22 protein-coding genes are annotated in these 26,446 nt (G+C 44.5%); 15 read left to right on the top strand and 7 right to left on the bottom strand.

Going from position 1 to position 26,446, the window contains the following annotated elements:
* Positions 1–135: 135 nt before the first annotated feature.
* The 5 genes from AB4517_RS14945 (at position 136) to AB4517_RS14925 (ending at position 5,500) form a co-directional block, all read left to right on the top strand.
* Positions 136–1,197, top strand: coding sequence for an imelysin family protein (locus AB4517_RS14945; RefSeq protein ID WP_372148540.1), 1,062 nt, complete (start codon positions 136–138; stop codon positions 1,195–1,197).
* Positions 1,187–2,275 carry a DUF1513 domain-containing protein gene (locus tag AB4517_RS14940; RefSeq protein WP_102332082.1) on the top strand — a complete coding sequence of 363 codons (1,089 nt, stop codon included), beginning with the start codon at positions 1,187–1,189 and terminating at the stop codon, positions 2,273–2,275. Before AB4517_RS14945 ends, AB4517_RS14940 begins: the two co-directional genes overlap by 11 nt.
* Positions 2,276–2,355: 80 nt before the next feature.
* Positions 2,356–3,894, top strand: coding sequence for a murein L,D-transpeptidase (locus AB4517_RS14935; RefSeq protein ID WP_372148539.1), 1,539 nt, complete (start codon positions 2,356–2,358; stop codon positions 3,892–3,894).
* Between the two features lie 198 nt (positions 3,895–4,092).
* Entirely contained in the window at positions 4,093–4,641 is a 549-nt protein-coding gene (locus AB4517_RS14930; protein WP_017060953.1) for a YcbK family protein, read from the top strand.
* A gap of 205 nt (positions 4,642–4,846) precedes the next feature.
* Positions 4,847–5,500 (top strand): MBL fold metallo-hydrolase, encoded by a 654-nt coding sequence (locus AB4517_RS14925; protein ID WP_017060954.1) that lies wholly within the window; start codon positions 4,847–4,849, stop codon positions 5,498–5,500.
* Between the two features lie 111 nt (positions 5,501–5,611).
* On the opposite strand, the gene AB4517_RS14920 is transcribed toward AB4517_RS14925, so the two are convergent.
* Positions 5,612–6,412: a DUF2982 domain-containing protein gene (locus AB4517_RS14920; protein ID WP_017060955.1), complete on the bottom strand. Its 801-nt coding sequence runs from the start codon at positions 6,410–6,412 to the stop codon at positions 5,612–5,614.
* Between the two features lie 220 nt (positions 6,413–6,632).
* Between AB4517_RS14920 and AB4517_RS14915 the strand changes: the two genes are divergently transcribed.
* The 9 genes from AB4517_RS14915 (at position 6,633) to AB4517_RS14875 (ending at position 18,598) form a co-directional block, all read left to right on the top strand.
* Positions 6,633–7,025: a hypothetical protein gene (locus AB4517_RS14915; protein WP_017060956.1), complete on the top strand. Its 393-nt coding sequence runs from the start codon at positions 6,633–6,635 to the stop codon at positions 7,023–7,025.
* A gap of 553 nt (positions 7,026–7,578) precedes the next feature.
* Positions 7,579–8,673 (top strand): TRAP transporter substrate-binding protein, encoded by a 1,095-nt coding sequence (locus AB4517_RS14910; protein WP_017060957.1) that lies wholly within the window; start codon positions 7,579–7,581, stop codon positions 8,671–8,673.
* Between the two features lie 197 nt (positions 8,674–8,870).
* Positions 8,871–9,416, top strand: coding sequence for a TRAP transporter small permease subunit (locus AB4517_RS14905; RefSeq protein WP_017060958.1), 546 nt, complete (start codon positions 8,871–8,873; stop codon positions 9,414–9,416).
* Between the two features lie 9 nt (positions 9,417–9,425).
* Positions 9,426–10,709 (top strand): TRAP transporter large permease subunit, encoded by a 1,284-nt coding sequence (locus tag AB4517_RS14900; RefSeq protein ID WP_029235146.1) that lies wholly within the window; start codon positions 9,426–9,428, stop codon positions 10,707–10,709.
* A gap of 104 nt (positions 10,710–10,813) precedes the next feature.
* On the top strand, positions 10,814–12,169 hold the full coding sequence (locus AB4517_RS14895; RefSeq protein ID WP_017063573.1) for a cache domain-containing protein: 1,356 nt from the start codon (positions 10,814–10,816) through the stop codon (positions 12,167–12,169).
* On the top strand, positions 12,162–12,800 hold the full coding sequence (locus AB4517_RS14890) for a response regulator transcription factor (protein ID WP_017060961.1): 639 nt from the start codon (positions 12,162–12,164) through the stop codon (positions 12,798–12,800). Before AB4517_RS14895 ends, AB4517_RS14890 begins: the two co-directional genes overlap by 8 nt.
* A 149-nt stretch (positions 12,801–12,949) precedes the next feature.
* Positions 12,950–14,548 carry a BCCT family transporter gene (locus AB4517_RS14885; RefSeq protein ID WP_108123279.1) on the top strand — a complete coding sequence of 533 codons (1,599 nt, stop codon included), beginning with the start codon at positions 12,950–12,952 and terminating at the stop codon, positions 14,546–14,548.
* A 271-nt stretch (positions 14,549–14,819) separates the two neighbouring features.
* Positions 14,820–16,391, top strand: a complete 1,572-nt coding sequence (locus tag AB4517_RS14880; protein WP_372148538.1) for a BCCT family transporter — start codon at positions 14,820–14,822, stop codon at positions 16,389–16,391.
* Between the two features lie 323 nt (positions 16,392–16,714).
* Positions 16,715–18,598 carry a methyl-accepting chemotaxis protein gene (locus tag AB4517_RS14875; protein ID WP_017066828.1) on the top strand — a complete coding sequence of 628 codons (1,884 nt, stop codon included), beginning with the start codon at positions 16,715–16,717 and terminating at the stop codon, positions 18,596–18,598.
* Positions 18,599–18,669: 71 nt separating this feature from the next.
* On the opposite strand, the gene azu is transcribed toward AB4517_RS14875, so the two are convergent.
* The 4 genes from azu to trxB all read right to left on the bottom strand — a co-directional run bounded on the left by azu (position 18,670) and on the right by trxB (position 24,016).
* Positions 18,670–19,122 (bottom strand): azurin, encoded by a 453-nt coding sequence (gene azu / locus AB4517_RS14870; RefSeq protein ID WP_017063577.1) that lies wholly within the window; start codon positions 19,120–19,122, stop codon positions 18,670–18,672.
* Between the two features lie 274 nt (positions 19,123–19,396).
* Positions 19,397–21,118, bottom strand: coding sequence for a heme ABC transporter ATP-binding protein/permease CydC (gene cydC / locus AB4517_RS14865; RefSeq protein WP_017066197.1), 1,722 nt, complete (start codon positions 21,116–21,118; stop codon positions 19,397–19,399).
* Entirely contained in the window at positions 21,111–22,895 is a 1,785-nt protein-coding gene (gene cydD, locus AB4517_RS14860) for a heme ABC transporter permease/ATP-binding protein CydD (RefSeq protein WP_102320490.1), read from the bottom strand. The genes cydC and cydD overlap by 8 nt, the downstream gene beginning before the upstream one ends.
* A gap of 161 nt (positions 22,896–23,056) precedes the next feature.
* Entirely contained in the window at positions 23,057–24,016 is a 960-nt protein-coding gene (gene trxB, locus AB4517_RS14855; RefSeq protein WP_017059752.1) for a thioredoxin-disulfide reductase, read from the bottom strand.
* A 313-nt stretch (positions 24,017–24,329) separates the two neighbouring features.
* Between trxB and AB4517_RS14850 the strand changes: the two genes are divergently transcribed.
* On the top strand, positions 24,330–24,716 hold the full coding sequence (locus AB4517_RS14850; protein WP_372148537.1) for a DUF6575 domain-containing protein: 387 nt from the start codon (positions 24,330–24,332) through the stop codon (positions 24,714–24,716).
* A gap of 151 nt (positions 24,717–24,867) precedes the next feature.
* On the opposite strand, the gene AB4517_RS14845 is transcribed toward AB4517_RS14850, so the two are convergent.
* Positions 24,868–25,944 (bottom strand): sensor histidine kinase, encoded by a 1,077-nt coding sequence (locus tag AB4517_RS14845; RefSeq protein ID WP_372148536.1) that lies wholly within the window; start codon positions 25,942–25,944, stop codon positions 24,868–24,870.
* On the bottom strand, positions 25,941–26,446 hold a 506-nt coding region (locus AB4517_RS14840; RefSeq protein ID WP_372148535.1), incomplete at its 5' end, for a hypothetical protein. The genes AB4517_RS14840 and AB4517_RS14845, both read right to left, overlap by 4 nt.

The raw sequence follows: 26,446 nt of genomic DNA, 5'->3' as shown, positions 1-26,446 counted from the left end.
GAGATTTAGCGGTTTAACTACTCAGTTAACCTAAAGAACACAACCGCTGAACTTGTAGGAATACGAGCTCAGCGGTCGTTTCATATTTAGTGAACTCATATAATTAAAAGAAAAATTAGGAAGTAAGGTAACAGCATGACACATAAATTTTTGTTAATGCCTTTGTCGGTATTAATCATGACAGGCTGTCAATCATCGGGTGAGCAGACTGCTTCATCTGAGGTTAACGGTGTGTCCTATCAAGCCGACACGGCAAGTCATATTAGTCGCAGTGTCTATCAACAAGAGTTTGATTCTGCAGTTCTATTTGCCAAGCAAGCCAGTGAACTAGAAGTCTTGATGCAGGGTTACTGCCAAACCAATAGTGTTGAGCTTGATACGTTGAAAGCTCAGTGGCAGCTTACAATGAACAGTTGGATGGCACTACAAGGTCAAGAAAGAGGCCCAACAGCGGCATTGGAACAGAGCTGGAATGTTCAGTTTTGGCCAGACAAAAAGAACACCACAGGTCTAAAAATGCGTCAACTGACTCAGCAAGATAAAGCTTGGTCACAAGATGAAATCGCACAGCAGAGTGTGACTGTTCAAGGGCTTGGCGCCTTGGAGTGGTCTCTGTACGACGAGCAATCTCCATTGCTTCAAGACAAAGCTTCAGGTTGTCTATCTTCACAAGCTATCGCACAAAACCTGGCGATGAAATCGGCCTCTATTGCTGAAGCTTGGCAGGTTAACCCGTGGTTAGCACTGGACGAGATGCGTTGGGAATCGGAGTACATCGCTTTGTTGACCAATCAACTTGATTACAGCATGAAAAAACTGAGTCGTCCGATGGCTAAAATTGGTCATCCACGCCCTTACTTCTCGGAATCATGGCGCGCTCAAACCTCAATGACTCAGCTGAAATCGAACGTAGCGGCGCTAGAGAAATTGTACTTAGCAGATGGTAATGGTCTTGATGGTTTATTGAGAGAAAAGGGCTTAAATGACCTTGCCGATCGTGTAGCTGCCCAGTTCACGCTAACCTTAGATACTTGGCCTACAGACTCTAGCTTGTTTACTCTATTACAGAGCAAAGAGGGCTACCGAGAGGTGCTGACTCAATACAACAAACTAGAACGTTTGAAGTACCTGATTCATGAAGAAGTAGCGATAGAGCTTGGCGTGGTAATAGGATTTAATGCTACCGATGGTGACTGATAATACGAGAAGATCGTTACTCAAGGCTGCACTGGGTTGTGCAGCTGTTCCATTGCTTCCGTTTGGGTGTGCGACTCGAAAGGATGGGGTGAGTGCGTCGAACGATCCCCAACTGATTGGCTGTGCGCTTAATGGTCGTGGTCAATATTCTGCAGTTGTGGCTGACGAATTTGGCATGCCACTGAGCCAACTTCCCATCCCCAATCGTGGCCATGGCGTCGCGATTTGCCCAACCTCATCGCATGCGGTGGTTTTTGCTCGTCGTCCTGGTGACTATTTTATGGTGTTTGACTATAAAAACGGTCAGCAGATCAAAATGGTCGTCAAAGGTAACAACCGCCACTTCTATGGTCATGGGGTTTACTCATTAGATGGCAAGTTACTGTATGCCACCGAAGGGAAAACGGACACCAGCCAAGGCGTGATTGGCGTTTACGATGTCGCGCAAGGCTATCGTAAGGTCGAAGAGTTCACTGGTTTCGGTATCGGCCCACATGAAGTGATCATCATGCCGGATGGTAATCTCGCGATCGGCGTTGGTGGCGTTCATACTGATGGTAGAACACCGAAAAACCTCGATTCGATGCTGCCGAGCTTGAGTTATGTTTCCCCTGAAGGTGTGTTGCTTGATCAGGTTGAACTGCTAGACAAGAAGCTGAGTATTCGACACTTAGCCCATGATGGTGCTGAAACCGTGCTTTGTGGTCAGCAATATCGCGGTGAGCCAGACGAGTATCCTTCGCTGTTGGCGATGCACACTAAAGGTGGCCAGTTTGAATCACTGAACGCAGAGCCTGAGCAATGGGCAAGGTTCAATCACTATATCGCCAGTATTGCGGCGTCAGACGATTGGATTATTGCGACTTCGCCAAGAGGCAATTGCTACGGTATTTGGTCGAAAGAGACCAAAGAATTAGTAGAACTGTCTGCATTATCTGACGCTTCTGGTGCTGTGCTGTTTGATGGTGAGTTTCGATTAAGCTCTGGGGCGGGCAGTGTGGTTAGCCAGCGCAAGCCTTATGAGAAATCAACTCAGCAATCATCGGTCCAGTGGGATAATCACTGGAGTGCAATTTGATTCATAAATCCCTTAAAAAATAACATGCTTACTCCCGTTTCTTTGCCATACTTATGGAATTGTTGGTGACGGAGTTAAGCATGTTAGCAAAATACTTCTGTGGATTATTGGTGTTAGTTTCCGTGCATGCATGGAGCTATGCGAGTTCTGACGAGAGCCGTTTCATTCCGGCGGAATCAGAACTCTCTTTCATGCTTATATATCCAGAGCTCACACAGAGTATCTATCAAGACACTTCTCTGCCTATCCTTTGGGATTCTCCTGAGCTGGTTAAAGCGTTTGAGTTCCAATTGTCGCTTCTTGAACAAGCGCAAATGGCACCATTCTTCGAGCGACAACTCAAGCAAATCCGTCACTATCAATCCCATGCTCAATGGCAAGAATTGGACATATTACTTACCGATACTTTTATCTACTACCTGAGCTACGTTGAAAATGCGCCGCTTGCCGGTAAAGATTGGTACTTCTCGGGCAAGTTGCATTCCAAATTACCTGCGCCTTCTCCGCATATTCTGATGAGCTTAAAAAGCAGCGTTGCCAATGATTACTTATTGGAGATGGTGTTGTCTTACGCGCCGCCTGTTGGGGATTTTGACCAATTCAAAGCAACCTATTCGGTGTTAGAAACCGCCTCTGAACTCAATATTGAACGATATAGACAGAAAGGTTTGAAGCGCTTGGGTGACGAGTTTTCAGACAAGACGGTTCTTGTTGAGCGCATTGCTTTGGTTGGTGTTGATACCTCGATGATCGCGGTCGATTTTCCCAAGTTCGATCGAGATCTGCAAAAGGCGATTAAATCTTTCCAACGCATGCACGGTCTTACGGATGATGGGATCATCGGGCCAGACACGATCAAATGGATCAATATGGGCTTTGATGATCGACTTACTTCCCTAGCATTGAACGCCGAGCGTGCCCGCTTATGGCCAAGAAATAGAGACTCACTGATTGTGGTGAATGTACCTAGTTTTGATATGAAGTATTGGGAAGATGGGGAAGAGGTTTTTGAATCTAAAGTTGTGGTTGGGAGAAAATCGAGAAAAACACCACTCTTAGAGATAAAGCTTGATTCGGTTATCTTAAATCCGACTTGGAACGTGCCATGGAAAATCATGGTTAAAGATATCTTGCCTAAAGTAAAAGCCGACGAGAGTTATCTTGAAACACACAATTTTCAAGTGATCGATGGTTGGCGTTCGATGGAAACTGTCGATACTACCGAGATAGATTGGCAAACGATTAACTTTAACTCTTTTCCTTATCGAATGCGCCAGCAAGCAGGCTCTAGTAACGCATTGGGTTTGTATAAGTTCAATACGCCCAACAAGCGAGCCATCTATCTCCATGACACCCCAAGTAAAAGCTTGTTTAACGATGACTTCCGCGCCTATAGCTCTGGTTGTATTCGTGTTGAGCATGCCGAGGAACTCGCGGAGTTGTTATTTGCGACTAAGGTAAAGAAAGTGCCGAATCAGGATGATGAACTTGCGCCCAATACTAAGGTTCGTCTCAAGAAGCGAATTCCAGTGCATATCATTTATCAAACCGTGTTGTTTGAAGAAGGAGGCATACAATACCGCGGTGATATCTACCAATATGATAAAGAGGGCGGTTGATTGAAATATGGTCAAGAAAGGTGATCTTGACTGAAAAATGACAACCAAGCTTCTATTGATAAAATTATAATGAGTATCAATAACTAACCGTGCAAAGGTTACAAATACTAACGTTTTGCACGGTTTTTGTACGTTGACGCAGCAAATTCCATTATGTATCGTGCATTTTTCGTTCGATCTAATTGGTTTTTTTGCTGTATGTCTCAAAGTTTATTTTCACGCCGTCAGTTTCTGACTTACGCTGGTGGTACTGCTGTAGTCGCCTCTCTTACTCCTTCTATCGCTTTCGCTTCATACCCGGATCAACCAAGAACGATTAGCATGAACAATCTTCACACTGGTGAACGATTAGAGACTTGTTATTTCGATGGCACTAACTATGTTGGTGACGAGATGGCACGCCTTAGCAAACTGTGCCGTGACTTCCGCCGCAATGAGATTCATCCAATGGATAAGAACCTGTTTGATCAGATCACTCAGATTCAAAATGTACTGGGTATTCAAAAAGAAGTTCAAATCATCTCTGGCTACCGCTCTCCAGCAACCAACGAAGCGTTGCGCTCTAAGTCGAGTGGTGTCGCTAAAAAGAGCTATCACATGCTTGGTAAAGCGATCGATTTTCGTATCGATGGTGTTGATTTAAAGGAACTGAGAGACGTAGCTAAAAGTCTGCAAGCAGGTGGTGTTGGTTATTACGCTCGTAGTAACTTCATCCACATTGATACTGGTCCAGTTCGCAGCTGGTAGAGCTAAGCTGAGTTATTGAGTGATACGGTAGGCACTTGTCAAAGTAGACATCCAATGTCATAGTTTGCCCAAATTTCAGTTTGTTCTAATAATTCGGTTTATTGCTGCTCAGTTTGTTGCTGTTTAGTTTGTTATTGTTGGGTTTGTTGCCAATAACATAGCGATATTCGAGTTGTTCACCAGATTCGCTCTTTAAGGTTTGTATATGTCTCTTAAGTATCAAGTTGTACCTGTTACCTCTTTTTCTCAGAACTGCTCGATTGTGTGGTGTGATGAAACCATGGAAGGCATCGTTGTCGATCCGGGCGGTGATGTTCAACAACTCGCGGCTATCATTGAAGAACTCGGTGTTAAGGTTGTGAACTTGGTACTGACGCACGGTCACTTAGATCATGTTGGCGGTACGGTACCACTTGCTGAGATCTTGAAGGTTGAAATTGTGGGCCCGCATAAGGCAGACAACTTCTGGCTACAAGGTCTAGAGAATCAAAGTCAGATGTTTGGTTTCCCACTGTGTAAAGCTTTTGAACCAAACACTTGGTTAGAAGAGGGCGACAAAGTCACTTTTGGTAATCAAGTGATTGATGTGATTCACACGCCGGGCCACACGCCAGGTCACGTTGTACTGTTCAGTGAGCAAGCTCGTTTAGCGTTTGTGGGTGATGTGTTGTTTAACGGCGCAATTGGCCGTACTGACTTCCCACAAGGTGACTTCAATACGCTTATCGCTTCAATCAAGACTAAGCTTTGGCCACTAGGCAGTGACGTAACATTCGTTCCGGGCCATGGTCCTGAATCGACATTCGGTCGCGAGCGTGCATCAAACCCGTTCGTCGCAGATGAAATGCCTCTGTACTAATTAAATCTTTGATTTTCCAACCGATTATTTGTGTCGATTGATTGAAAATGAAGCTTAGCTTTTGTCCTGAAAGCTAAGCTTTTTTATTGTGTGTGAACTTACTGGTAAACCTTAATCAGAAAGACGTTCAGCGGCAGCCAAGTAGCGTCGAGCCAGCCCCACAAACTCTTCTCCACTCATATTCAAATCATGGGTTGATATGAAAATGTCATAACCGTGGAAGCCCCTTTGATATTTCATTCTGTTGGCAAGCATCGCCTGCAATCCAGAATAGTTTTTAATCACCGCGTTTGGACTGTTTGTCTCATTCGGTGAATCAAGGTTGTCCTGTGATTGGTTATCGTTGAAATTTACGTTGTCGGTATTCTGCGACTCTTTGTATTGGCTTAGTTCGACACAGCCACTTTCAGTACAACGCGCATGGTAATGCGATGAGTCGAGAACCATATCCTCAAAGTTGGACTCTTTGCCTGCTTGTTTGGCTCCTAAGTACAAAAGTGCTCGTTGGCTGAGCAATAATTCACAAGTTATTTTAGGGCAAATCGAATCGAGGTAGGGCGAGTAATCTTTTACTTTAATTCCGACCCAGGGCAGAGGTTGATGCCAACCATCTTGTTCATAAGTGCAAAGACCAATTTTTTGGATGTTACTCCATTTTAAAACCCAACCCCCTTTGTAAAAGTGCTGCTGAAAATGAGTCGGGGTAAGTGTGAACATCACTCGGCTGCGCAGCATCAAATAGTAGCCAGTTCCCAGAAGCGCAATACTGCAAAAAGCACCCACGATCAGTAACTTTGGATTGTCACTGTAGAGCGAAACGATCAAGCAAATGAAGCCTAAAATAATGGCGAGGATACGGTACGAGCGAGTGAATGAAGGCAAAGAGAAATTACTAAGGTGACGAGTGTCCATAGGTAACACCAAGTTTTCATATTTTTGTCTGGATGGATAACCAGTGTATATGACCCTGAATTGATAAGTCGATGTTTAAATAATAGACGCTAGTAGACAATATCGGTATTTTTCGTCGACTTTCGACGCTTCACTCTACAAATAGCTCCTGTTTTTTGGTATAAATCGCGCTTCAAATTTTCACCACTGCGAAAAGAGCAGTGAACTGGAGAAATATTCAATGAGACTTGCTCATAAGCGTAAGGTGCAGGCTAAACTGCAGAAACGCACTAAAGCGGCTGTAGTTAAAGCAGTGGCAACGCCGAAAAAAGCGAAGCCTGTCGCAGAGAAAGTTGTAGCAGAAAAAACTGTAGCAGCAAAACCAGCGGTAGAGAAAGCAGTAGCAGCAACTAAAGAAGTTGCAGTAGCACTGACTCCTAAGCAACAACAAGTTCTAGACATCGTTGTTAGCAATGCTGAAGGCATTAACCCTAAAGGTATCGGCCTAGAAGCTGGTCAAGAAGACGCGAAAGCAGCTTCATGGGCAACAGGCGCATTGAAAAAACTTCTTGAAGAAAACCTAGTAGCGAAAGAGCAGCTAGCAGGTAACAAGGTTATCTACAAAGCTATCTAATCCTGTGGGATTACATTCGCTTCGTTAAGTTTTTAAGCCTCGATTTTCGAGGCTTTTTTGTATCTGGCACATTATGCCAAGTCCGAGCCCAAATCCAAGCCTAAACCTAGGCTCTATAATCTCAATTCCAATTCGATATACGGCTTAACTGATTAGTGTTGTCTCGTGTCAGAGCTTCGAATCAGCAAGCACTAAATTAGGGCGTTAGCTAGGTAGATCAAGAGAGCAAAGCCTTGATTTTTTCCCCTAAAATACAGCAATGAATAGAGCTTCATCACGAAATGGCAATCAATTGTTAAGAGTATTTAATTATTAATACTTAGGTATTTATCAATACGCATTGCCTTGGTGAATATCCAAACTCCTTTGAAATCGACACTATTCAATCATCTCCTACGTAGTTCTACTTAATCCTTTGGTCTAATACGTAACTTTGTTAACGCCATGCGTGCGTGCTCTCCCTGATATCTTGTTGCCTCATCACGGTGCACTCTTATGTTGAATCATAAAAAATGCTCATAGAAAGAGTGTTAACCCAACAAAGGACGTGAACATGAGTCTCATTTCTAACTCCCTCACACGAGTTTTTAAAAACGTTGCAGTAACTGCTGCGGCTTGTTTAGCTTTGGTCGCTACTGGTGCTACAGCCGCTGATAAGGTTTACCGTTTAAAACTTGCGGAAACTTGGGGACCAAACTTCCCAGTTTTCGGTGATGCAACCAAAAACATGGCGGCGATGGCTGAGAAGATGTCGAATGGTCGACTGCAAATCAGAATCGATTCAGCAAACAAACACAAAGCACCTCTTGGCGTTTTTGACATGGTTAAGTCTGGTCAATACGACATGGGTCACTCAGGCTCTTACTACTGGAAAGGTAAAGTTCCAAACACTCTTTACTTCACTTCTATGCCTTTCGGCATGACGCCAGCAGAACAATACGCGTGGTTCTATCACGGTGGTGGTATGGAGTTAATGGAGCAGGTTTACTCTCCACATAACTTGATGTCTTTCCCTGGTGGTAACACGGATATCCAGATGGGGGGTTGGTTTCAAAAAGAGATCAACAGCGTTGAAGATCTACAAGGTCTGAAAATGCGAATCCCGGGCTTTGCAGGCGAGATTCTTGCTGAGCTAGGTGCTAAACCGACGAACATTGCCCCAGGTGAACTTTACACGTCTCTAGAGCGTCGCACGATTGATGCACTAGAGTGGGTAGGTCCATCGCTGGATTTACGAATGGGCTTCCACAAAATCGCGCCTTACTACTACACAGGTTGGCACGAGCCGGGTTCAGAGCTTCAATTCCTAGTGAACAAGCGTACATGGAACAAGCTGCCTGAAGACCTACAAGAAATCTTACGTGTTGCAATGCGTACTGCGGCTTACGACATGTACACACAAGCAACGCACGAAAGTGGTAAGAACTGGGTTTCAATGAAGACAGAATACCCAGATGTACAAGTGAAAGATTTCCCACCAGAGGTTATGTCTGCTCTGAAAGAAGCGAACGATCGCCTACTGGCTGCACATGCTGAGAAAGATGAGCTAGCAAAAGAGATTCAAGCTTCACAAGCAAGCTACCTAGAGCAAGTACGTTCATGGACGGATATTTCACATAGAGCTTATCTAAATAGCCAAGCGAAATAATCGACAGTTGTTGAACTGAAGTTAAATGAACCCGAAGCTTTTCTTATTGAGTATTTAAGAGTGAATAAGCCGAGGGTTCATTTAAAACATAATAACTAAGCAGGATAAATCCTGTATTACGCTCAAGAACCTTTTCTACGTCCTACAGCTCGTTACCTCAGCTGCGCGATGTCTTTTCAAATTCCATGGAGTCGGGAATGCGAAGTCTAATTTATATTGAACGCCTGTTTAATCGTATCGGTGACGCACTGGGATGGCTTTCCAGTATGTTGTTTATTTTACTTATCGCCAACGTCGTGTATGACGTTGTCATGAGATATGCCTTCAACGATGTCTCTATCGCCTTCCAAGAGATGGAGTGGCACCTCTTCTCAGCCGTTTTCCTATTAGGTGTTCCTTATGCCATCAAGGCTGGTGGTCATGTGCGAGTGGATGTGTTCTACGAGCAACTGAGCTTTAAAGCACAAGCGATTATTGACCTGCTTGGCACGCTTATCTTTCTACTTCCGTTTTGCCTGCTGGTGGCTTGGTTTGGTATCGATGTTGCCAAAGAGAGTTATGAACTGGGTGAAACCTCAGGCGATCCCGGTGGCCTGCCGTATCGCTGGATCATCAAAGCTATGATCCCGCTGTCATTCTTTTTGATGGCACTCAGTGGCGTAGGTTTGATCCTGCATTCACTGAATAAGATTTTTAATCCGCATCTTATCCATGCAAACAATATTCATACAAAAAACAAGTAGAGGCTGAACATGATTGGAATAGTAATGTTTTTCGTAGCCTTGTTTGCGCTTTTACTTGGCTTCCCAGTGGCGTTTACCTTTGGTGGTATCGCGTTAATCTTTGGTGTTTGGGCTGAGGGCATTGAAATGTTTGCCTTCATGCCATATCGAATTCAATCCATTATGGAAAACACGGTTCTGATGGCCGTTCCATTGTTTGTTTTTATGGGGCTCGTTCTACAAAAGACCAAGCTTGCTGAGCAGTTGCTTGAGTCTATGGGGCGACTGTTTGGCGGCGTTCGTGGTGGTATCGCGATTTCAACCGTATTAGTAGGTTCACTACTTGCGGCTTCTACTGGCGTGGTTGGTGCTTCTGTTGTTGCTATGGGACTTATCTCCCTACCTGTAATGCTCAAGTACAATTACGACAAAGGCTTAGCCTGCGGCACTATTTGTGCGTCTGGTACGCTAGGGCAGATCATTCCACCCTCCATCGTATTGATTCTATTGGGTGATGTTCTAGGTGTTCCTGTAGGCGACTTGTTCCAAGCGGCGATTTGGCCAGGCGTGATGCTGGTCGGCGCGTACATCGTTTATATCTTGATATACGCAAAGCTACACCCTGAAGCGGCTCAACCTATTGAACGTGATGACTCCATCAGCCGTAAGCAGGAAGTGTTTAATGCACTGAAAGCGATTCTTCCGCCTCTAGCGTTAATCATTGTTGTACTGGGCTCTATCTTCGCAGGTGTTGCTACGCCAACAGAGTCAGCCGCATTAGGTGGCGCGGGTGCGATGATACTTGCACTGCTTTACGGTCAATTTAGTTGGTCGATGGTGTACGAGGCGTCGAAAGAGACGGTGAAAGTAACGGCGATGGTATTTGCTATCTTGTTGGGTGCAACGGCATTCTCAATGGCGTTTACCTACACTGGTGGCGACTATCTGGTTGAAGAGTGGATGCTACAACTGCCAGGTGAAAAATGGGGCTTCCTGATCATTACCATGCTGGTGATTCTGATTCTGGGTTTCTTCATCGACTTCGTAGAGATCTGTTTCATCATCGTGCCGATCATTGCGCCAGTTGCTGAACTGATGGGCATCAACATGACATGGTTCGCTATCCTTATTGCGATGAACCTACAAACTTCCTTCTTAACGCCGCCATTTGGTTTTAGTTTGTTCTATTTAAAAGGCGTAGCACCGAAAGGCGTGACGACTAAGGACATCTACCGAGGTGTGATGCCGTTCATTCTGATTCAAATCCTCGTACTTGGATCACTTCTCGCTTTCCCATCTTTCTATGGAATGTGAGTGAAGCCAAGAATGTGAATGATATGTTTCGACGGCTATCTATAAATTGCTAAAGTAAAACGGCTTATTGATGTTCAGTAAGCCGTTTTTTGTGAGGGAAAGGAATGCCTCTAAAAGCCAAGCTGATTTTGCTGACGTTGCTCCCGTTGCTGCTGGTAACGGCGAGTATTAGTTGGATCTCGCTGCACCAGACTAAGACGTTAGGCGCTAAAGAAGTCGAGATCTTTAGAGACAGCCTAATCAAGTCGCGTGAAAACGCCCTCAAAGACACGGTTGATCTCGCGTTCGACGCCATAGAACACGTCTATAACGATCCAAATATCCAAGAAGCCCAAGCCAAAAAAAAAGTTCGAACCATATTGTCTAAACTTAGATATGGCTCTGATGGGTACTTCTTCGCATACGATCGCCTCGGGACCAACTTGGTTCATCCAATTCAGCCAGAATTGATAGGCCAAAACCTACTCCAACTGCAAGATGAAGATGGCGATTTTCTGATAGAGGCTCTGTTAAGAGAAGCGCAAACCGGAGGCGGGTTTCACCAGTATTTGTGGCAAAAACCGTCGACGGGTGAGGTGGTGTCTAAGCTGAGCTACGCCGCTTGGTTAGAGCGTTGGGACTGGATGATTGGCACCGGCTTGTATATTGAAGACGTACACCAAGAAGTGGCTTCGATGCAGGCTGCGATAAATAAGAATATTGAAACCACGTTCTTTTCGATTGTGGTGATTTTGAGCGTAACGGTCGCGGTCATCATCGTGCTGACCTTGGCTATTAACATGCATGAACATCGGATTGCTGATAACAACTTAAAGGAGCTGGCGCATAAGACGGTGATGTTCCAAGAAGACGAGAAGAAGCATCTAGCGCGTGAGTTGCATGATGGTATTAACCAATTATTAGTGTCGAGTCGTTGCCATTTGGAACTGCTCGGTAATAAGCTACAAAATGAAGACCTTAAAGCACATTTGAATAAGTCGCAGCATTCACTGATGCGAGCGATCGAAGAAGTGAGGCACATCTCGCATCAACTTCGTCCAAGTTCATTGGATGACATAGGCTTAGAAGCGGCATTGTCTTCATTACTGTTAGATTTTCAGGCGCACTCGGGCATAGAAGTCGAGACCATGTTTGCTACTCAACCTGGTAAGTTAAAATCAGAGGCGGCGACGACCCTATATCGAGTCGTGCAAGAGTCGCTGAATAATATAGAAAAACATGCACAAGCGACCAAAGTAACGGTTATCGCTCAGCAAATTGGTAATGTGTTGCAACTACTGATTCAAGATAACGGTGTCGGTTTCAACACCTATAAAGCGATGGAAAAACGAGGGATCGGGCTGCGTAACATGAGAGAGCGAGTGGAGTTCATCGGTGGTGACTTTGAATTGATGAGTGAGATTGGCCTCGGAACGGAAATTACAGTGTTACTGACACTAGAGGGATTAATGAATGAGTGAAGTTATTCGAGTTGTGATTGCTGATGATCACCAAGTGGTACTGGATGGCTTTATGGCGAGATTGGAACTCGAGCCAGATATTAGCGTGATAGGTACGGCCAGCAATGGACTAGAAGCGGTAGAGGTCGTTAAGTCTCTGCGCCCTGATGTGGTGTTGATGGATATCAGCATGCCTATCATGAATGGCATTGATGCCACCCATCTGATTAAAGAAGAAGACCCAGAAGCCAAGGTCCTGATGCTGACCATGCATAACAACCGTGAATACATCATGAAGGTGATGCAGTCGGGTGCTGTCGGTTACATGTTGAAAGAGATTTCGGCTGAAAAAATGGTACAGGCAATCAAAACGGTCAATCAAGGATCGACCTATTTCTGTGAAAAAGTCACGCAGAATTTGTTTACTCAGCCGATTACTCCCACGCCATCTGTCAAGAATCCATTGAGCAGACGTGAAGAGGCTGTGCTGAAATTAGTCGCAAAAGGGGAGAGCAGTAAAGAGGTCGCAAAGGCGCTGAATATCAGCTATCGAACGGTAGAAACCCATAGGCAAAATATTAAGCATAAGCTCGATATTCACTCTACGGCAGAGCTTGCTAAATATGCGGTCAGCTCCGGGCTTGTTGACTGATCTTACGCTAAATAACGTTAAATGTGTAATTTACGCCTCCTTTATGGAGGTTTTTTTAGTATTTTTGCGACAGGTTGATATTCTTCTTTTCGAAATTTAAGCGCCGAATACAATGTTGCAAACTGTGCGCTGCAAATTAGAGAGGAAGCATGGAGCCTGTAAAAGATAGGTATAGTATTGAAAATACCGATTATACAGTAGGACAAGATAACGTTCAGAAATGGGGTTTTGATGTTCATAACCCAGTATTTGGAATCAGTGCAGGGGCGATCATTATCTTCCTGTTGGCACTTCTAGTCGCAGACCCTGAAACCGCAAAAGCGGCGCTTGATGGAATCAAATGGAAAGTCATTGGTAACTTCGATGGTTTCTTCATGTGGGCAGCAAACATCTTCGTAATTTTCTGTTTTGCCCTCATTGTCTCCCCGTATGGCAAGATACGTATTGGTGGCAATGATGCCAAAGCAGAGCACTCAAACCTATCTTGGATGTCGATGTTATTCGCCGCAGGAATGGGTATTGGCTTAATGTTCTGGGGTGTTGCTGAGCCAGTAGCTTATTTCACTGGCTGGTATGAAACACCACTAGGTGTTGAAGCTTACTCTCCTGAAGCGGCGAAGTTGGCTCTTGGTGCAACCATCTACAACTGGGGTCTGCACGGTTGGGCGATTTACGCGGTTGTTGCTCTAGCGCTTGCCTTCTTCACCTTCAATAAAGGTTTACCTCTATCAATCCGCTCTATTTTCTACCCTATCTTGGGTGATAGAACTTGGGGTTGGTTTGGTCATATTGTTGATATCGTCGCTGTGCTTGCAACGCTATTTGGCCTTGCAACTTCATTGGGCTTAGGTGCTCAACAAGCGACCAGTGGTATTAACCATGCATTTGGTACCGATGGCGGTATTGGCATGCAGCTGATTGTTATCGCAGTGGTTACTTTCTTAGCGACAATGTCCGTGGTTCGTGGCATCAACGGTGGTGTAAAGCTTCTGAGTAATGTGAACATGCTGGTTGCTTTGGGCTTACTTATCTTCGTTACCATCGCTGGTGGCATGGCGGGTATTAAAGCAATCCCAACCGCGCTAATGGGCTACATTGAAAACTTCATTCCCTTAAGCAATCCTCACGGTCGTGATGACGAAACGTGGATGCAAGGTTGGACGGTATTCTACTGGGCGTGGTGGATGTCTTGGTCACCATTCGTAGGCATGTTCATCGCTCGTATCTCTAAAGGTCGAACGATTCGTGAATTCATCGTTGCTGTATTGTTCATCCCAACGACAGTAATCATCATCTGGATGGCTATTTTCGGTGGCATCGCGATTGATCAAGTGGCGAACAAGGTGGGCGAGATTGGTGTGAATGGTCTGCAAGATATTACACTTTCTCTTTTCCATACTTACGATGCTCTGCCAATGAGCTCTGTGCTTTCAGTGGTATCGATTGGTTTGATTATGGTGTTCTTTATCACCTCTTCTGATTCAGGCTCATTGGTTATCGATAGCATTACCTCTGGCGGTAAAGTGGATGCACCGGTTCCACAACGTGTATTTTGGGCGTTGATGGGCGGCGCGATTGCAGCGGTTCTACTATGGGTTGGTGGTACGGAATCTATTCAAGCACTGCAAGCTGGAACGGTATCGATGGCGCTACCATTTGCCTTCATATTATTGCTTATGTGCCTAAGCTTATTGCTAGGTTTACGAACTGAAAATCAATTGGTTAAGCACCAAAATGCTTTGAGTTAAAAGTATTTTTGATAAAAAGGTCGACAGGGTCGACCTTTTTTTCGTCATAAACTTGAGTAATTACGTGAATATTGTTTGAAATTCCATCGAACCGATTCTAGTTTACTGAAAACAACAAGTTAACCTGCTAAACTTCAGACATCCAAGTATTTGAATTATTGTGACAACAGCTTGTACTACTTGGACCGTAGGTTCGAGTTTGTAATTAAGTCGCAGGTAAGTAAGGAATACGAGGTCAATAGACCCTAATAGAATTCCGTAGAGAGGGATGATGACTAAAGGTATAGATAAATACAGTATCGACAGTACGGATTACACTGTCGGTCAAGATAACGTCCAAAAATGGGGTTTTGATGTTCATAACCCAGTATTTGGTATTAGTGCGGGACTTATCGCTTTGTTCCTGATCGGTGTTCTTATTACAGATACCGCTTCAGCAAAGGCTGCGCTAGATGGCGTTAAAGGCCAGATTATCAATTCGTTTGATTGGCTTTTCATCTGGTCGGGTAATATTTTTGTAATTTTCTGCTTAGGTTTGATTGTTTCTCCGTACGGCAAAATCCGCCTTGGTGGTGTTGATGCGACGGCAGATTACTCATTCTTCTCTTGGCTATCGATGCTGTTTGCCGCAGGTATGGGTATCGGCTTGATGTTCTGGAGTGTGGCAGAGCCAGCGGCTTACTTCACGGGTTGGTTTGAAACTCCGTTAGGTGTTGAACCAAACACACCAGAAGCTGCAAAACTGGCATTGGGCGCAACCATGTATCACTGGGGTCTACACCCTTGGGCGATTTATGGCGTAGTAGCACTGTCACTTGCGTTTTTCTCTTACAACAAGGGATTGCCTCTTTCTATCCGTTCTATCTTTTACCCAATTTTAGGTGATAGAGCTTGGGGCTGGGCAGGTCACATTGTTGATATTCTTGCTGTACTTGCAACGCTATTTGGTCTGGCGACATCGTTAGGTCTTGGTGCACAACAAGCGGCAAGTGGTATTCAGCATGTATTCGGCATTGAAGCGGGCTTAGGTCTGCAAGTTATTGTGATTACAGCGGTGACTTTATTGGCGGTAGTATCAGTACTTCGTGGTATTGATGGTGGCGTTAAAGTTATCAGTAACATCAACATGTTGGTGGCCTTCCTACTGCTTATCTTAGTGGCTCTAATCGGCTACGCGGTGACTTTAGGTTCTATCCAAACGACATTGATGGCATACATTGAAAACATCATTCCGTTGAGTAACCCTCACGGTCGTGAAGATGAAACGTGGATGCACGGTTGGACTGTATTCTACTGGGCTTGGTGGATCTCATGGTCTCCATTCGTAGGTATGTTTATCGCACGTGTTTCTAAAGGTCGTACCGTTCGTGAGTTCATCACAGCAGTACTGATTGTACCGACTACAGTGACTATCATTTGGATGTCAGTATTCGGTGGCATGGCGATTGACCAAATCGTGAATAACGTTGGTATTCTTGGTCAAGACGGCCTAACAGATGTATCACTAGCAATGTTCCAAATGTTTGATGCACTGCCGTTCGGGACTCTGCTTTCAATCATTGCGGTTGTATTGGTTCTAGTCTTCTTCATTACATCGTCTGACTCAGGCTCTCTAGTAATCGACAGCATCACCGCGGGTGGTAAAGTTGATACGCCTGTGCCTCAACGTGTGTTCTGGGCGTTCCTAGAAGGTGCGATTGCTGTGGCTCTATTGTGGGTTGGTGGTACTGAAGCAGTACAAGCTCTACAAGCGGGTGCAATCTCTACAGCATTGCCATTCACCATCATTCTATTACTGATGTGTGTGAGCTTGCTAATGGGTATGCGTACAGAAAAACGCTAGGCTTTGTAAGCTGAAATCTACTGCAATTTATACGCAGTAGAGTGTTAAATAATATGAAGGCAGAAGAGGAAACTCTTCTGCCTTTTTTGTTTCTTCTTTACCGTGTTTGCTTGTCTCTTTTTAACATGTGAAGTGCGATAAAAATACTAATAACCGTAGAGATAATGCCGCCTTAAATTTGGCGACAAGCCAAGGAATTGACATTAGGTAAGCTTATGGTTTTCTTAAAATTATATTCCGATATTAAATTATAAAATTGCTCGAATTTAATACTGATATTGGGTAGTATGCGCGAGATTTCCCACCACTCGTGAAACTTTGACATGAAACTAACACTAAAGCAGAAGTTGATAGGCGCTAGCCTATCTGCTGTTGTCGTTATGGCTACAGCGTTGACTTGGTTGTCAGCAAACCAATTATTTGAACAGACTCGTAATGGCGTATACCTACGAGCTGAAAGCGTATCTGAAGCAGCATCTGAAGGTATTAAAAACTGGATTGATATCCGTACTGATATCGCATCAGCATTTAATGACTTTTCACGAGAGGATGATGTTGTTCCTTTCCTTAGACAAGCTCGTGTAGCGGGTGGCTTTGACGATATCTTTTTAGGTACTCCAGAAGGTGGAATGTACCGTTCACATCCTGAACGTAATCGTGCAGATTACGATCCTCGTCAACGTCCTTGGTACCAAGAAGCAAACGCTGCAGGTAAGCAAATCATTACTACGGCTTACCAAGATGCAATCACCAAAGCACTTCTAGTAACGATCGCAGAACCTGTTCGCCACAACGGCCAACTTGTTGGTGTTGTTGGTGCAGACGTACTGATCGACCAGTTGGTTAACGATGTAATCAGCCTTGATGTTGGTGACAACGCTTACGCAATGCTAATTGATGCCTCTGACGGCACATTCCTAGCACACCCAGATTCAGCACTAAGCTTGAAGCCGGTAAGCCAGCTTTCAAACGATATCTCTATGCCTATCATCGAAAACGCAGTGCGTACGGGTAGCATCGAGATCATCAAAGAGCGCGGCGCAGACAAGCTGCTTTACTTCACGAAGGTGCCTAACACTAACTGGATCTTCGCGGTTCAGATGGACAAAGCAACAGAAGAAGCGAACCACTCAACGCTACTTACTCAGCTGATCATCACTGCTGTCATTATTACGCTCATCGTAATCGTACTCGTGTCTTGGTTAGTAAGCTTCCTATTCCGCGACCTAAACCGCGTTTCAGCAGCACTTGAAGAAATTGCTTCAGGTGAGGGCGATCTTACTCAACGCCTTGAGCCTAAGAGCGACGACGAAATTGGTCAGCTTGCAGCAAACTTCAACCGCTTTGTGGGTAACATGCACACCATGGTGATCAAGCTAAGCGAAGTATCTGCTGCGCTAGGCAACCAAGCACGTCAAACGGCTTCTCAAGCTGAAGAACGTAGTGCTCGTATCCAAATGCAACAAGACGAGATCAACATGGTAGCAACAGCCGTTAACGAAATGGCTGCAGCAACACAAGAGATCGCAGGTAACGCAGACCACACTGCACAGAACTCATCTGAAGCGGTTGGCGCGTGTGAGCACGGTACTGGTCAAGTAACACAGACTCAAAGCTCTATCCAAAACCTTGCTCAAGAAGTTCAAATCGCAACTAACGTGATTCTCGAGCTTGAAGAGCACGGCAACAGCATCAACGCTATCTTGTCTAACATTCAAGGTATTGCAGAACAAACGAACCTACTTGCACTTAACGCCGCTATTGAAGCAGCACGTGCCGGTGAGCAAGGTCGTGGTTTCGCAGTAGTAGCGGATGAAGTTCGAGTTCTGAGCCAACGTACACACGGTTCAACGCAAGAAATTCAACAAACGATTGAGTTGCTGCAAGGTACAACAGGCAAAGCGGTTAACATCATGAACGATAGCCGTACGCTTGCTGAAACCAGTGTTGATGACGCGAACTCAGCGGCTGCAAGCCTAACGCAAATCCATGCTGCTGTTGAACGCATCAGCGACATGGCAACACAGATTGCTTCTGCTGCAGAAGAGCAAGCGTCAGTAACGTCTGAGATTACTCGTAACACTGAAGGAATCCGTGACGTATCTAACGAGCTAGCAGACGAAGCACACCAAGCTGCAGAGCAAGCTGCGCAGCTTTCTGAACTGTCTCACGAGCTAGAAAGCGAAATCAGCCGCTTCAAGCTGTAATCGAAGCCAATATAACAAAGCCCCGACCTAGGTTGGGGCTTTGATGTATCTGTACAATCTAGACTAACGAGTTATTTAAACTCAAATTTGCCCTTCATGATTGCCCAGTGGCCCGGGAATGAACATAGGAAAGAGTAGTCGCCACCGGCTGTCATTTTCTCTGTGCTGAAAGTGATTGAGGTTGACTCGCCACCACCGATAACACGAGTGAAGGCGTAAACGCGGCTGTCGTCAGGTTTTACGTAGTTATTGTCGATACCTGCCGACATACCATCGATGCCCACTGCTTGTAGCGACGCAGTGTCTGTTATAACGACGTTGTGACCCATTGATTGGGCTGGCATAGAACCAGTATGGTTTAGCGTCAGCTTCACTTCTTTACAGCTCGCTGGAACGCTTAATGTGTCAGTTGAAAATTTCATTTGATCACTAGCATCAATCGATACTTCACATTCCGAGCTCGCTTGAGCGGTAAAGCTAGCACCTACAAGCGCTATCGTTGTTGCGATTAATCGTAAAGACATACACTGTTCTCCATTATTTTAGGGGGAGGTTATTCCATGAGGTTGATCGATACGTATTATCCTAGAAAGATGATCATAGTAATGTGCTACGACTTGAATTGTGTGCAACTCGTTGCTTTATAAATGGTAAGTTTTTGTAGGAAAGGGCAAAACTAATCAGCGCATGAACAACCGTTTAAGGGGGAATGGTTGCTCGATACTAGAATTACAGACAACAAAAAGCCCGAGTATGAACTCGGGCTTTGAATGGTTTTCTTTATAACTTATGAAGGAGCTAGATTGCCTGACGAAGTTGGAAGTAACGTCCTTCTTCGTTTAATAGTGTCTCGTGAGAGCCGTGCTCAACAATCTCGCCTTGTTCAATCAGAACGATCGAATCCATCGACTCTAGACCAATCAAACGGTGAGTGATGAAGATAACCGTCTTGCCTTCAAAGTGCTTCTCGAACAGCGTCATGATGCTGTGTTCTGTTTGCTTATCTAAGCCTTCTGTTGGCTCATCGAGAAGCAGGATAGGGGCATCATGAAGAATCGCACGTGCGATGCCAATACGGCGCTTCTCACCACCAGATAGTTGACGACCACCGTCACCTAACCAGCTATCAAGTGCGTTATTCTCAAGCAGCTTTTCTAGACCAACGTCTTTTAGGATATTCGCTAAGTGATCATCGGTCGCTTCTGGTCTTGCAATCAACAAGTTGTCACGCAAAGTACCATTTAGAATGTCGACACGTTGGCTTACTACACTGATTGATTCACGAAGCTGCGATTCGTTCCACTGCGTCAGTTCAATACCCGCGATTGATATGTAGCCCTTTTTAGGATCCCAGTAGCGAGTCAGAAGCTGGATCAGAGTCGATTTACCAGAACCCGTTTGACCAACAATCGCAACCTTGTGCGTGGCAGGGATCGTTAGGTCAACAGCGTTCAGAACACTGCGCTCAGAGTCAGGGTAGTTGAACGTCACGTTTGAGAACGTAATATCAAGCGGCTTGTTGATGTCGAGTTTCTCTTCAGCAAACTGAACTTCAGGCTCTGACAGAATAACTTCATTCAAGCGACGAGCAGAAGACAGAGTTTGACCTAAATGCTGGAACGCGCCTGCGATAGGCATCAGCAGTTCAAAACTTGCCATGGTTGCGAATGCCATTAGCGCGATGAACGGGTCTGGTGCATTACCACCCACACCGTCAGCCGCAAGCCAAAGCATAAGAACCAACGTTAAACCGTTGAACAGCATTAGCGCAGCTGAAGCCATACCGGTTAGGTTAGCATTCACAAACTGATTCGCCATCAGCTTGCGTTGCGTTTCTAGAATCGCATTACGGTAACGCTCTTCAGCACCGAACAGAGTTAGCTCGCTGTAGCCTTCAATCCAATCTAGCGTTGTCACACGAAGATCCGCTTTGTTCTGTGTCAGCTCACCACCGTTACGTTTACCCAATTTGTAGAACAAGATTGGCCAAACCAACAGCATGATCAGAAGGATAGAACCTAAGATTAAACCTAGTGAGCTATCGAACCACATTAAGAACAGAGTCAGGAAGAAAATCCCGAACACACCCACCGTCACAGGGCTTACTAAGCGCAAGTACACGTGATCCATCGCGTCGACATCAGCAACCAAGCGGTTCAGAAGATCAGCATCACGAAGGTTTGAAATACGACCTGGGATCAGCGGAGCCAGCTTCTTGAAGAAGAAGATACGCAGATCAGTTAACAATTTGAATGTTGCATTGTGGCTGACAACACGTTCACCCCAACGACCCGCAGTACGGCTCATTGCCAAACCACGTACACCACCACCCGGTAGCATGTAGTTGAAGGTTTCACGTGCAATCGTAAGGCCTGCAACCGCAGAAGCTGAAATGAACCAGCCTGATAGCGTTAACAAGCCAATAGAAGCCGACAGAGTAGCAAAAGCCAATAGCATGCCTAGCGATAGGCCAAACCAATGCTTTTTATAGAGTTTCAGGTAAGGCAGTAAATCACGCATCTAAATTACCCTTATTATCTTGTTGAGCTAAGTTCGCGTTCAGCATCTCTTCAAACAAACCACCCGCAGTCGAAAGCTGAGAGTAATGACCTTGTTCAACCAGACCACCATCGCGCATAACCAGAATGTTATCGACCGATTGAAGCGGGGCAAGTTGATGCGTCACAAGTAGGGCAGTGCGGCTTTCGATATTGCTATTGATGCCTTTCATTACCAACTGTTCGCTACGAGTATCTAAGCTGGCAGTGGGTTCATCGAGCAACCAGAACTGACCGTCTTGAATCATTGCGCGAGCCAGAGCTAAACGCTGAGACTGACCCACAGACAGACCGCCAGAGCGATCAGAGATCATATAATCCAAGCCGTGCTCATTTACGAATTCGTTAGCAAAAGACTGCTCAAGTGCATTCGCGACAACTTGGTCAGTGATATCGTGCTTACCAAGGGTGACGTTGTCACGAATTGTGCCATGCAGTAGCAACGGGTTTTGACCAACCCAACTAATCGTTTTACGCCAAGAGGCTAAGTCTAGGTCACGCAGTTCAATGCCATTGATTTTCAAGCTTCCTTCATAAGGCATGAAACCAAGAATAGCGTTGATCAAACTTGTTTTACCTGCACCACTTGGGCCAACTAACGCAGTCGATTGGCGAGTGTTAAGCGCGAACGAGATAGGACCAACCAGTTGAACACCTTCAGGGCTCAATACTTTCAGATCTTGAGCTTCAATATTGATGCCTTGAGCCGGGTCGAGCTGAGTGTCGCCTGATTTAACCTTAGTGATGTCTGTTTCTAGGAACTCGACAATACTTTCGGCAGCGCCAACCGCTTGTTGCTTCGCGTGGTAGAAAGTACCTAAGTCGCGCAGAGGTTGGTAAAACTCTGGCGCCAAGATAAGGATAAACAAACCTGCGAATAGCGTAATGCCCGCGCCGTAGTGGCCGAAGTTAAGCTCACCAATGTAGGTGAAACCAAAGTAAACCGCCGTCATCGCAATCGAGATAGACGTGAAGAACTCAAGTACTGCAGACGACAAGAAAGCGATCTTCAATACATCCATGGTGCGCGTTCTGAACACCTCAGATGCACCTTTCAATACTTCTGTTTCAGCGTTTGTGCGGTCAAATAGACGGATGGTTGTCATTGACTGCAAACGGTCGTAAAAGTGACCAGAAAGACGTTGCAGTGCTTTGAAGTTTTTACGGTTTGCATCGGCTGCTTTCATACCCACAAGTGCCATGAACATTGGTACCAGTGGAGCAGTAATCAAGAAGATCAGTCCTGCTGCCCAGTTTACTGGGAACACCACAACCAAAATAATGAATGGAATCATTACCGACAAAGACATCTGAGGTAAGTAACGAGAGAAGAAGTCTTGCATGTCTTCGACTTGTTCTAGCAACAGGGTTGCCCACGTACCCGCAGGTTTGCCTTTGATATAAGCAGGGCCCAACTCACGTAACTTATCAAGGATCAGTTGCCTGATGTAGACACGGATCTGTTCACCACAGCGATAACCTGCGATCTCACGTCCCCATGTACAGCCAGCACGGCCAACGACCGATAATGCCAAGCCTGCGAAATGACCAACCAGTTCAGACTTATCGACATTTTCGATGATCAGCTGGTGAAGAATAGAGGCGAGAAGAGCTGCTTGAGCAATTAAAAACACGCTTGAAAGTACGCCAAGGCTAATCGCAATCATAAGCCAGCGTTTCGCTAACTTACTCTGTTGCTTAAGCCACTTGTTCAAGCTGCGTTGTTTTTTCTTATCCATTATGAAGGCTTAATGATAATTATTATTTGTTGAGGGCGGGTAGTATACAAAAGAAAGCCCAGTGGATATACCGCTGGGCTCTAGGGATTTACAACAAAATGTGATGACGCCCTGCATCTACTAAGGCGAGAGCGTCGATAATCAAATCTGCAATCTCAGATTTACTTATCGTTAAGACCATCTAGGAAGCGTTCAGCATCCAATGCAGCCATACAACCCGTGCCTGCAGAAGTAATTGCTTGACGGTAGTTGTGGTCCATTACATCACCCGCAGCGAACACGCCTGGGATGCTGGTTTGTGTCGCGTTACCTTCAAGACCAGACTGAACGATGATGTAGTCATCTTTCATATCCACTTGGCCTTTGAAGATTTCAGTGTTCGGCTGGTGACCAATAGCGATGAACGCGCCCATTACGTCGATATCCTCTGTCTTGTCAGACTGAGTATCTTTAATACGAACGCCAGTCACGCCCATGTCGTCGCCTAGAACTTCGTCTAGCGTGCGGTCAGTGTGAAGAACAATGTTGCCGTTCTCTACTTTGTCCATTAAACGCTTCACTAGAATCTTTTCAGCGCGGAACGTGTCACGACGGTGAACTAGATGAACTTCAGACGCGATGTTAGATAGGTAAAGTGCTTCTTCAACAGCCGTGTTACCACCACCAACAACTGCAACTTTCTGGTTGCGGTAGAAGAAACCATCACATGTAGCACAAGCAGAAACGCCACGGCCTTTAAATGCTTCTTCAGACTCCAAACCTAGGTACTTAGCCGATGCGCCCGTTGAGATGATCAACGCATCACACGTGTACTCGCCAGAATCGCCTTTAAGACGGAAAGGGCGGTTTGAAAGGTCTACTTCGTTAATGTGGTCGAACAGGATCTCTGTTTCAAAGCGCTCTGCGTGCTCTTTCATGCGATCCATTAAAGCTGGACCCGTTAAACCTTCAGGATCACCCGGCCAATTTTCCACTTCTGTTGTGGTTGTAAGCTGACCACCTTGCTGCATACCGGTAACAAGTACAGGGTTTAGGTTTGCACGAGCAGCGTAAACTGCAGCTGTATAGCCAGCAGGGCCAGAACCAAGAATCAATAAATTACAGTGCTTTACGTCGCTCATGAGGACTCCGAAATTGAAATTGTTTTTATTTATAATCGCTTAGGATTGTATGGAAAATATGGAGGCAATAAAAGTGTAAACAAGGGCTGAAGTGTAATTAATCGTTATACGTTAGAACTTAATGAAGACAAACGTTTTCGTGGCTTAAAGATCGGCGAAACCACCGTCTTCCTCATGGATTGTTGCTGCCGTCTTTTCGATTTCGAACCGGCATATCAAAATACGCTTAAATAACTGTATATAAAAACAGTATTTAACTATAGGATTATAGGCAAGGTTTGATAGGCAACGTTAGAAAGATGAGGAACGAGCAATGAACTTACTCCCAACAGGCACACAGCTAGGTAAATTGGAACTACTGGAAGTGTATCAAGACGTCTTAGGGCCGAAGTGCTTCACGGTTAAGAATGAAAACACCCAAAGGTTTATGGTGTATTGGAGTGGGGACTACGACAACGGCCAATGCATTAAGTGGGCTTACATTCCGGTAACCAAACCATTGCTGGCCAGCTTGCTAAACAGAGAAGTGAGCTTTTACGATGCGTTCCAACGTTCAGACAAGCTTTATCTAGCGACTATCTACACAAACGAAGTAGGGAAGCCTGCAAAAGTAGATTTACTGAATGATACGAGCAAGCACTTAGTCAACCTACCGCCCGTCGATTTTGAAATCGACCTTGAAGAAGCTTGTGTGTTTTAGTAGGTGTAAGGGGAGTTGCGGGTTTTGAAGTCCACAATTGGATAAAACCGAGCTAGCCGCAATAGCTAGCTCATTTTTATCTGAGACTGAACAGTGGTTTGCTGAAGTCGTATTTCGCGTATAACTATAGCTTAGTGGTTGACACGTTGAATTAAATAGGGATAACAAAGTAAAAACAGTTTTTTGCTAACGGAATGGAATCCACTTGATAGTTTAAAGGCTGACTATTAACTTTAATCTCAAATCCATGTGCTTCAGCGATTATCTGAGATACGTATAAACCAATACCCATTCCATCATGGTTCATCTTTCTAGCGTATTTTCCGCGATAGTTTTTCTTGAAGATTTTTTTCAGTTCAAAGTCTTCTATAATCGGGCCGATGGACTCAACTCTTACATGTATACCGTCTCTTCCCTCCTCAAGTAGAATCTCTATTTCGTTCTCTTTCGAGTATTTCAAAGCATTTTGGAGTAAGGATAATGGAATGATTTGAAATGATTCGTATGCATCAATATCTCTATATAAGGTTCCTACGAGACGGAATCGTTTGTTGAACTTCTTACCAACCGTATGGAATAAAATAGATTGAATCTTGTCGAATAACTTATAGACTTCTACTCGTCTCTTTCCTTCAAATTTTGCAGACTCTGGATTGAAATAAACCTCAATCATGTTGATTGTGTCAGTGAGTAATTTCGATGATTGATATATTGCCTTTAAGTCTGAACTAGCAGAAGAAAAATTTTCATTAAAGGAGTTACCTTGCTGCTTCTCAATAATTTTCACCGATGCGTTTTCGATGGAAGTACCCCATTTAGACACATCGTGAAAGTAATGTAACACTTCTGATGATTTTTTAAGTTGATAACCCTCTATACTTTTGACAAGATTAGTCAACATATACATTCCCGTATAGAAATGCTCACGTTTCATCGAGCGCCCTTTCAGCGAGTTCTTCAGCTTCTTATTCTTCGATACGATTGACCTATCATTTGTATATCCATAGGCAGTTATTACATGGCCAGCTAGTGGCATACTATACGTCGTTAGCCCTTTATCACATATATGTTCTTGTGATTTTCCCACTATACAAGTTTTTTCTGGACATGAAGTACAAAGATCGCATTCATTTTTTCTGTGACTATCTAAAGGCTTATTGTTAATGGCTAGAGACAAATTTTTTGAAAATGAATCAGAGTTTAATATTTCTTTAAGTACGTCAATCATAACATTGCACTCACAATATTTAGTTGTTGAGTAAGTTCACGAGTATCAATTAAGTGTGATAATTTTCCTGTTTTTTTTAAGAAGTCTTTTTCACTTATTTTCATCTCAATGAGATCTCTCGAACAATCAATTATTTTCTGTTTTTGTTTAAAAGTAAGATCCTTACCAGAAATTATCCCGTCAAGATTCTTAGCCGCAACGTCAGGACTATATTTTCCATCAATTACTTTCTTTATCTTATTCTCCAATGCCTCAGACTCAATTGGAGTCTTTATTTGGTCATTAGCCAATTTAAAAAACTCGGTTAAAGTCGGATCATAGCGTTTAGATGAAGCGGCAATTGTCAATAAATCTGGCTTTCTACTTTTCAGCTTTTTAAGCAAGGTTAATCCACCTTTACTTGGATCTTCTTCTACTATATTAGTTATATCTAAAATTAGTAAATTATATGAAAGCAGGTGCTCTATATTAGCAAGTGACACCGACTCGATCGATGTTATGT

The organism is Vibrio sp. 10N.222.52.C3 (genome assembly GCF_041474195.1).
Lineage (GTDB): Bacteria > Pseudomonadota > Gammaproteobacteria > Enterobacterales > Vibrionaceae > Vibrio > Vibrio crassostreae_C.
This window is presented reverse-complemented; position numbering and strand designations above follow the sequence as displayed.

Coding starts and splice junctions, on each gene's coding strand:
- AB4517_RS14895 (WP_017063573.1), top strand. CDS start 10,814: ATGCCTCTAAAAGCCAAGCTGATTTTGCTGACGTTGCTCCCGTTGCTG.
- AB4517_RS14935 (WP_372148539.1), top strand. CDS start 2,356: ATGTTAGCAAAATACTTCTGTGGATTATTGGTGTTAGTTTCCGTGCAT.
- cydC (WP_017066197.1), bottom strand. CDS start 21,118: ATGCGTGATTTACTGCCTTACCTGAAACTCTATAAAAAGCATTGGTTT.
- AB4517_RS14945 (WP_372148540.1), top strand. CDS start 136: ATGACACATAAATTTTTGTTAATGCCTTTGTCGGTATTAATCATGACA.
- AB4517_RS14925 (WP_017060954.1), top strand. CDS start 4,847: ATGTCTCTTAAGTATCAAGTTGTACCTGTTACCTCTTTTTCTCAGAAC.
- AB4517_RS14940 (WP_102332082.1), top strand. CDS start 1,187: ATGGTGACTGATAATACGAGAAGATCGTTACTCAAGGCTGCACTGGGT.
- AB4517_RS14885 (WP_108123279.1), top strand. CDS start 12,950: ATGGAGCCTGTAAAAGATAGGTATAGTATTGAAAATACCGATTATACA.
- AB4517_RS14920 (WP_017060955.1), bottom strand. CDS start 6,412: ATGGACACTCGTCACCTTAGTAATTTCTCTTTGCCTTCATTCACTCGC.
- AB4517_RS14905 (WP_017060958.1), top strand. CDS start 8,871: ATGCGAAGTCTAATTTATATTGAACGCCTGTTTAATCGTATCGGTGAC.
- azu (WP_017063577.1), bottom strand. CDS start 19,122: ATGTCTTTACGATTAATCGCAACAACGATAGCGCTTGTAGGTGCTAGC.
- AB4517_RS14845 (WP_372148536.1), bottom strand. CDS start 25,944: ATGATTGACGTACTTAAAGAAATATTAAACTCTGATTCATTTTCAAAA.
- AB4517_RS14930 (WP_017060953.1), top strand. CDS start 4,093: ATGTCTCAAAGTTTATTTTCACGCCGTCAGTTTCTGACTTACGCTGGT.
- AB4517_RS14890 (WP_017060961.1), top strand. CDS start 12,162: ATGAGTGAAGTTATTCGAGTTGTGATTGCTGATGATCACCAAGTGGTA.
- AB4517_RS14880 (WP_372148538.1), top strand. CDS start 14,820: ATGACTAAAGGTATAGATAAATACAGTATCGACAGTACGGATTACACT.
- AB4517_RS14910 (WP_017060957.1), top strand. CDS start 7,579: ATGAGTCTCATTTCTAACTCCCTCACACGAGTTTTTAAAAACGTTGCA.
- AB4517_RS14875 (WP_017066828.1), top strand. CDS start 16,715: ATGAAACTAACACTAAAGCAGAAGTTGATAGGCGCTAGCCTATCTGCT.
- AB4517_RS14915 (WP_017060956.1), top strand. CDS start 6,633: ATGAGACTTGCTCATAAGCGTAAGGTGCAGGCTAAACTGCAGAAACGC.
- trxB (WP_017059752.1), bottom strand. CDS start 24,016: ATGAGCGACGTAAAGCACTGTAATTTATTGATTCTTGGTTCTGGCCCT.
- AB4517_RS14900 (WP_029235146.1), top strand. CDS start 9,426: ATGATTGGAATAGTAATGTTTTTCGTAGCCTTGTTTGCGCTTTTACTT.
- AB4517_RS14850 (WP_372148537.1), top strand. CDS start 24,330: ATGAACTTACTCCCAACAGGCACACAGCTAGGTAAATTGGAACTACTG.
- cydD (WP_102320490.1), bottom strand. CDS start 22,895: ATGGATAAGAAAAAACAACGCAGCTTGAACAAGTGGCTTAAGCAACAG.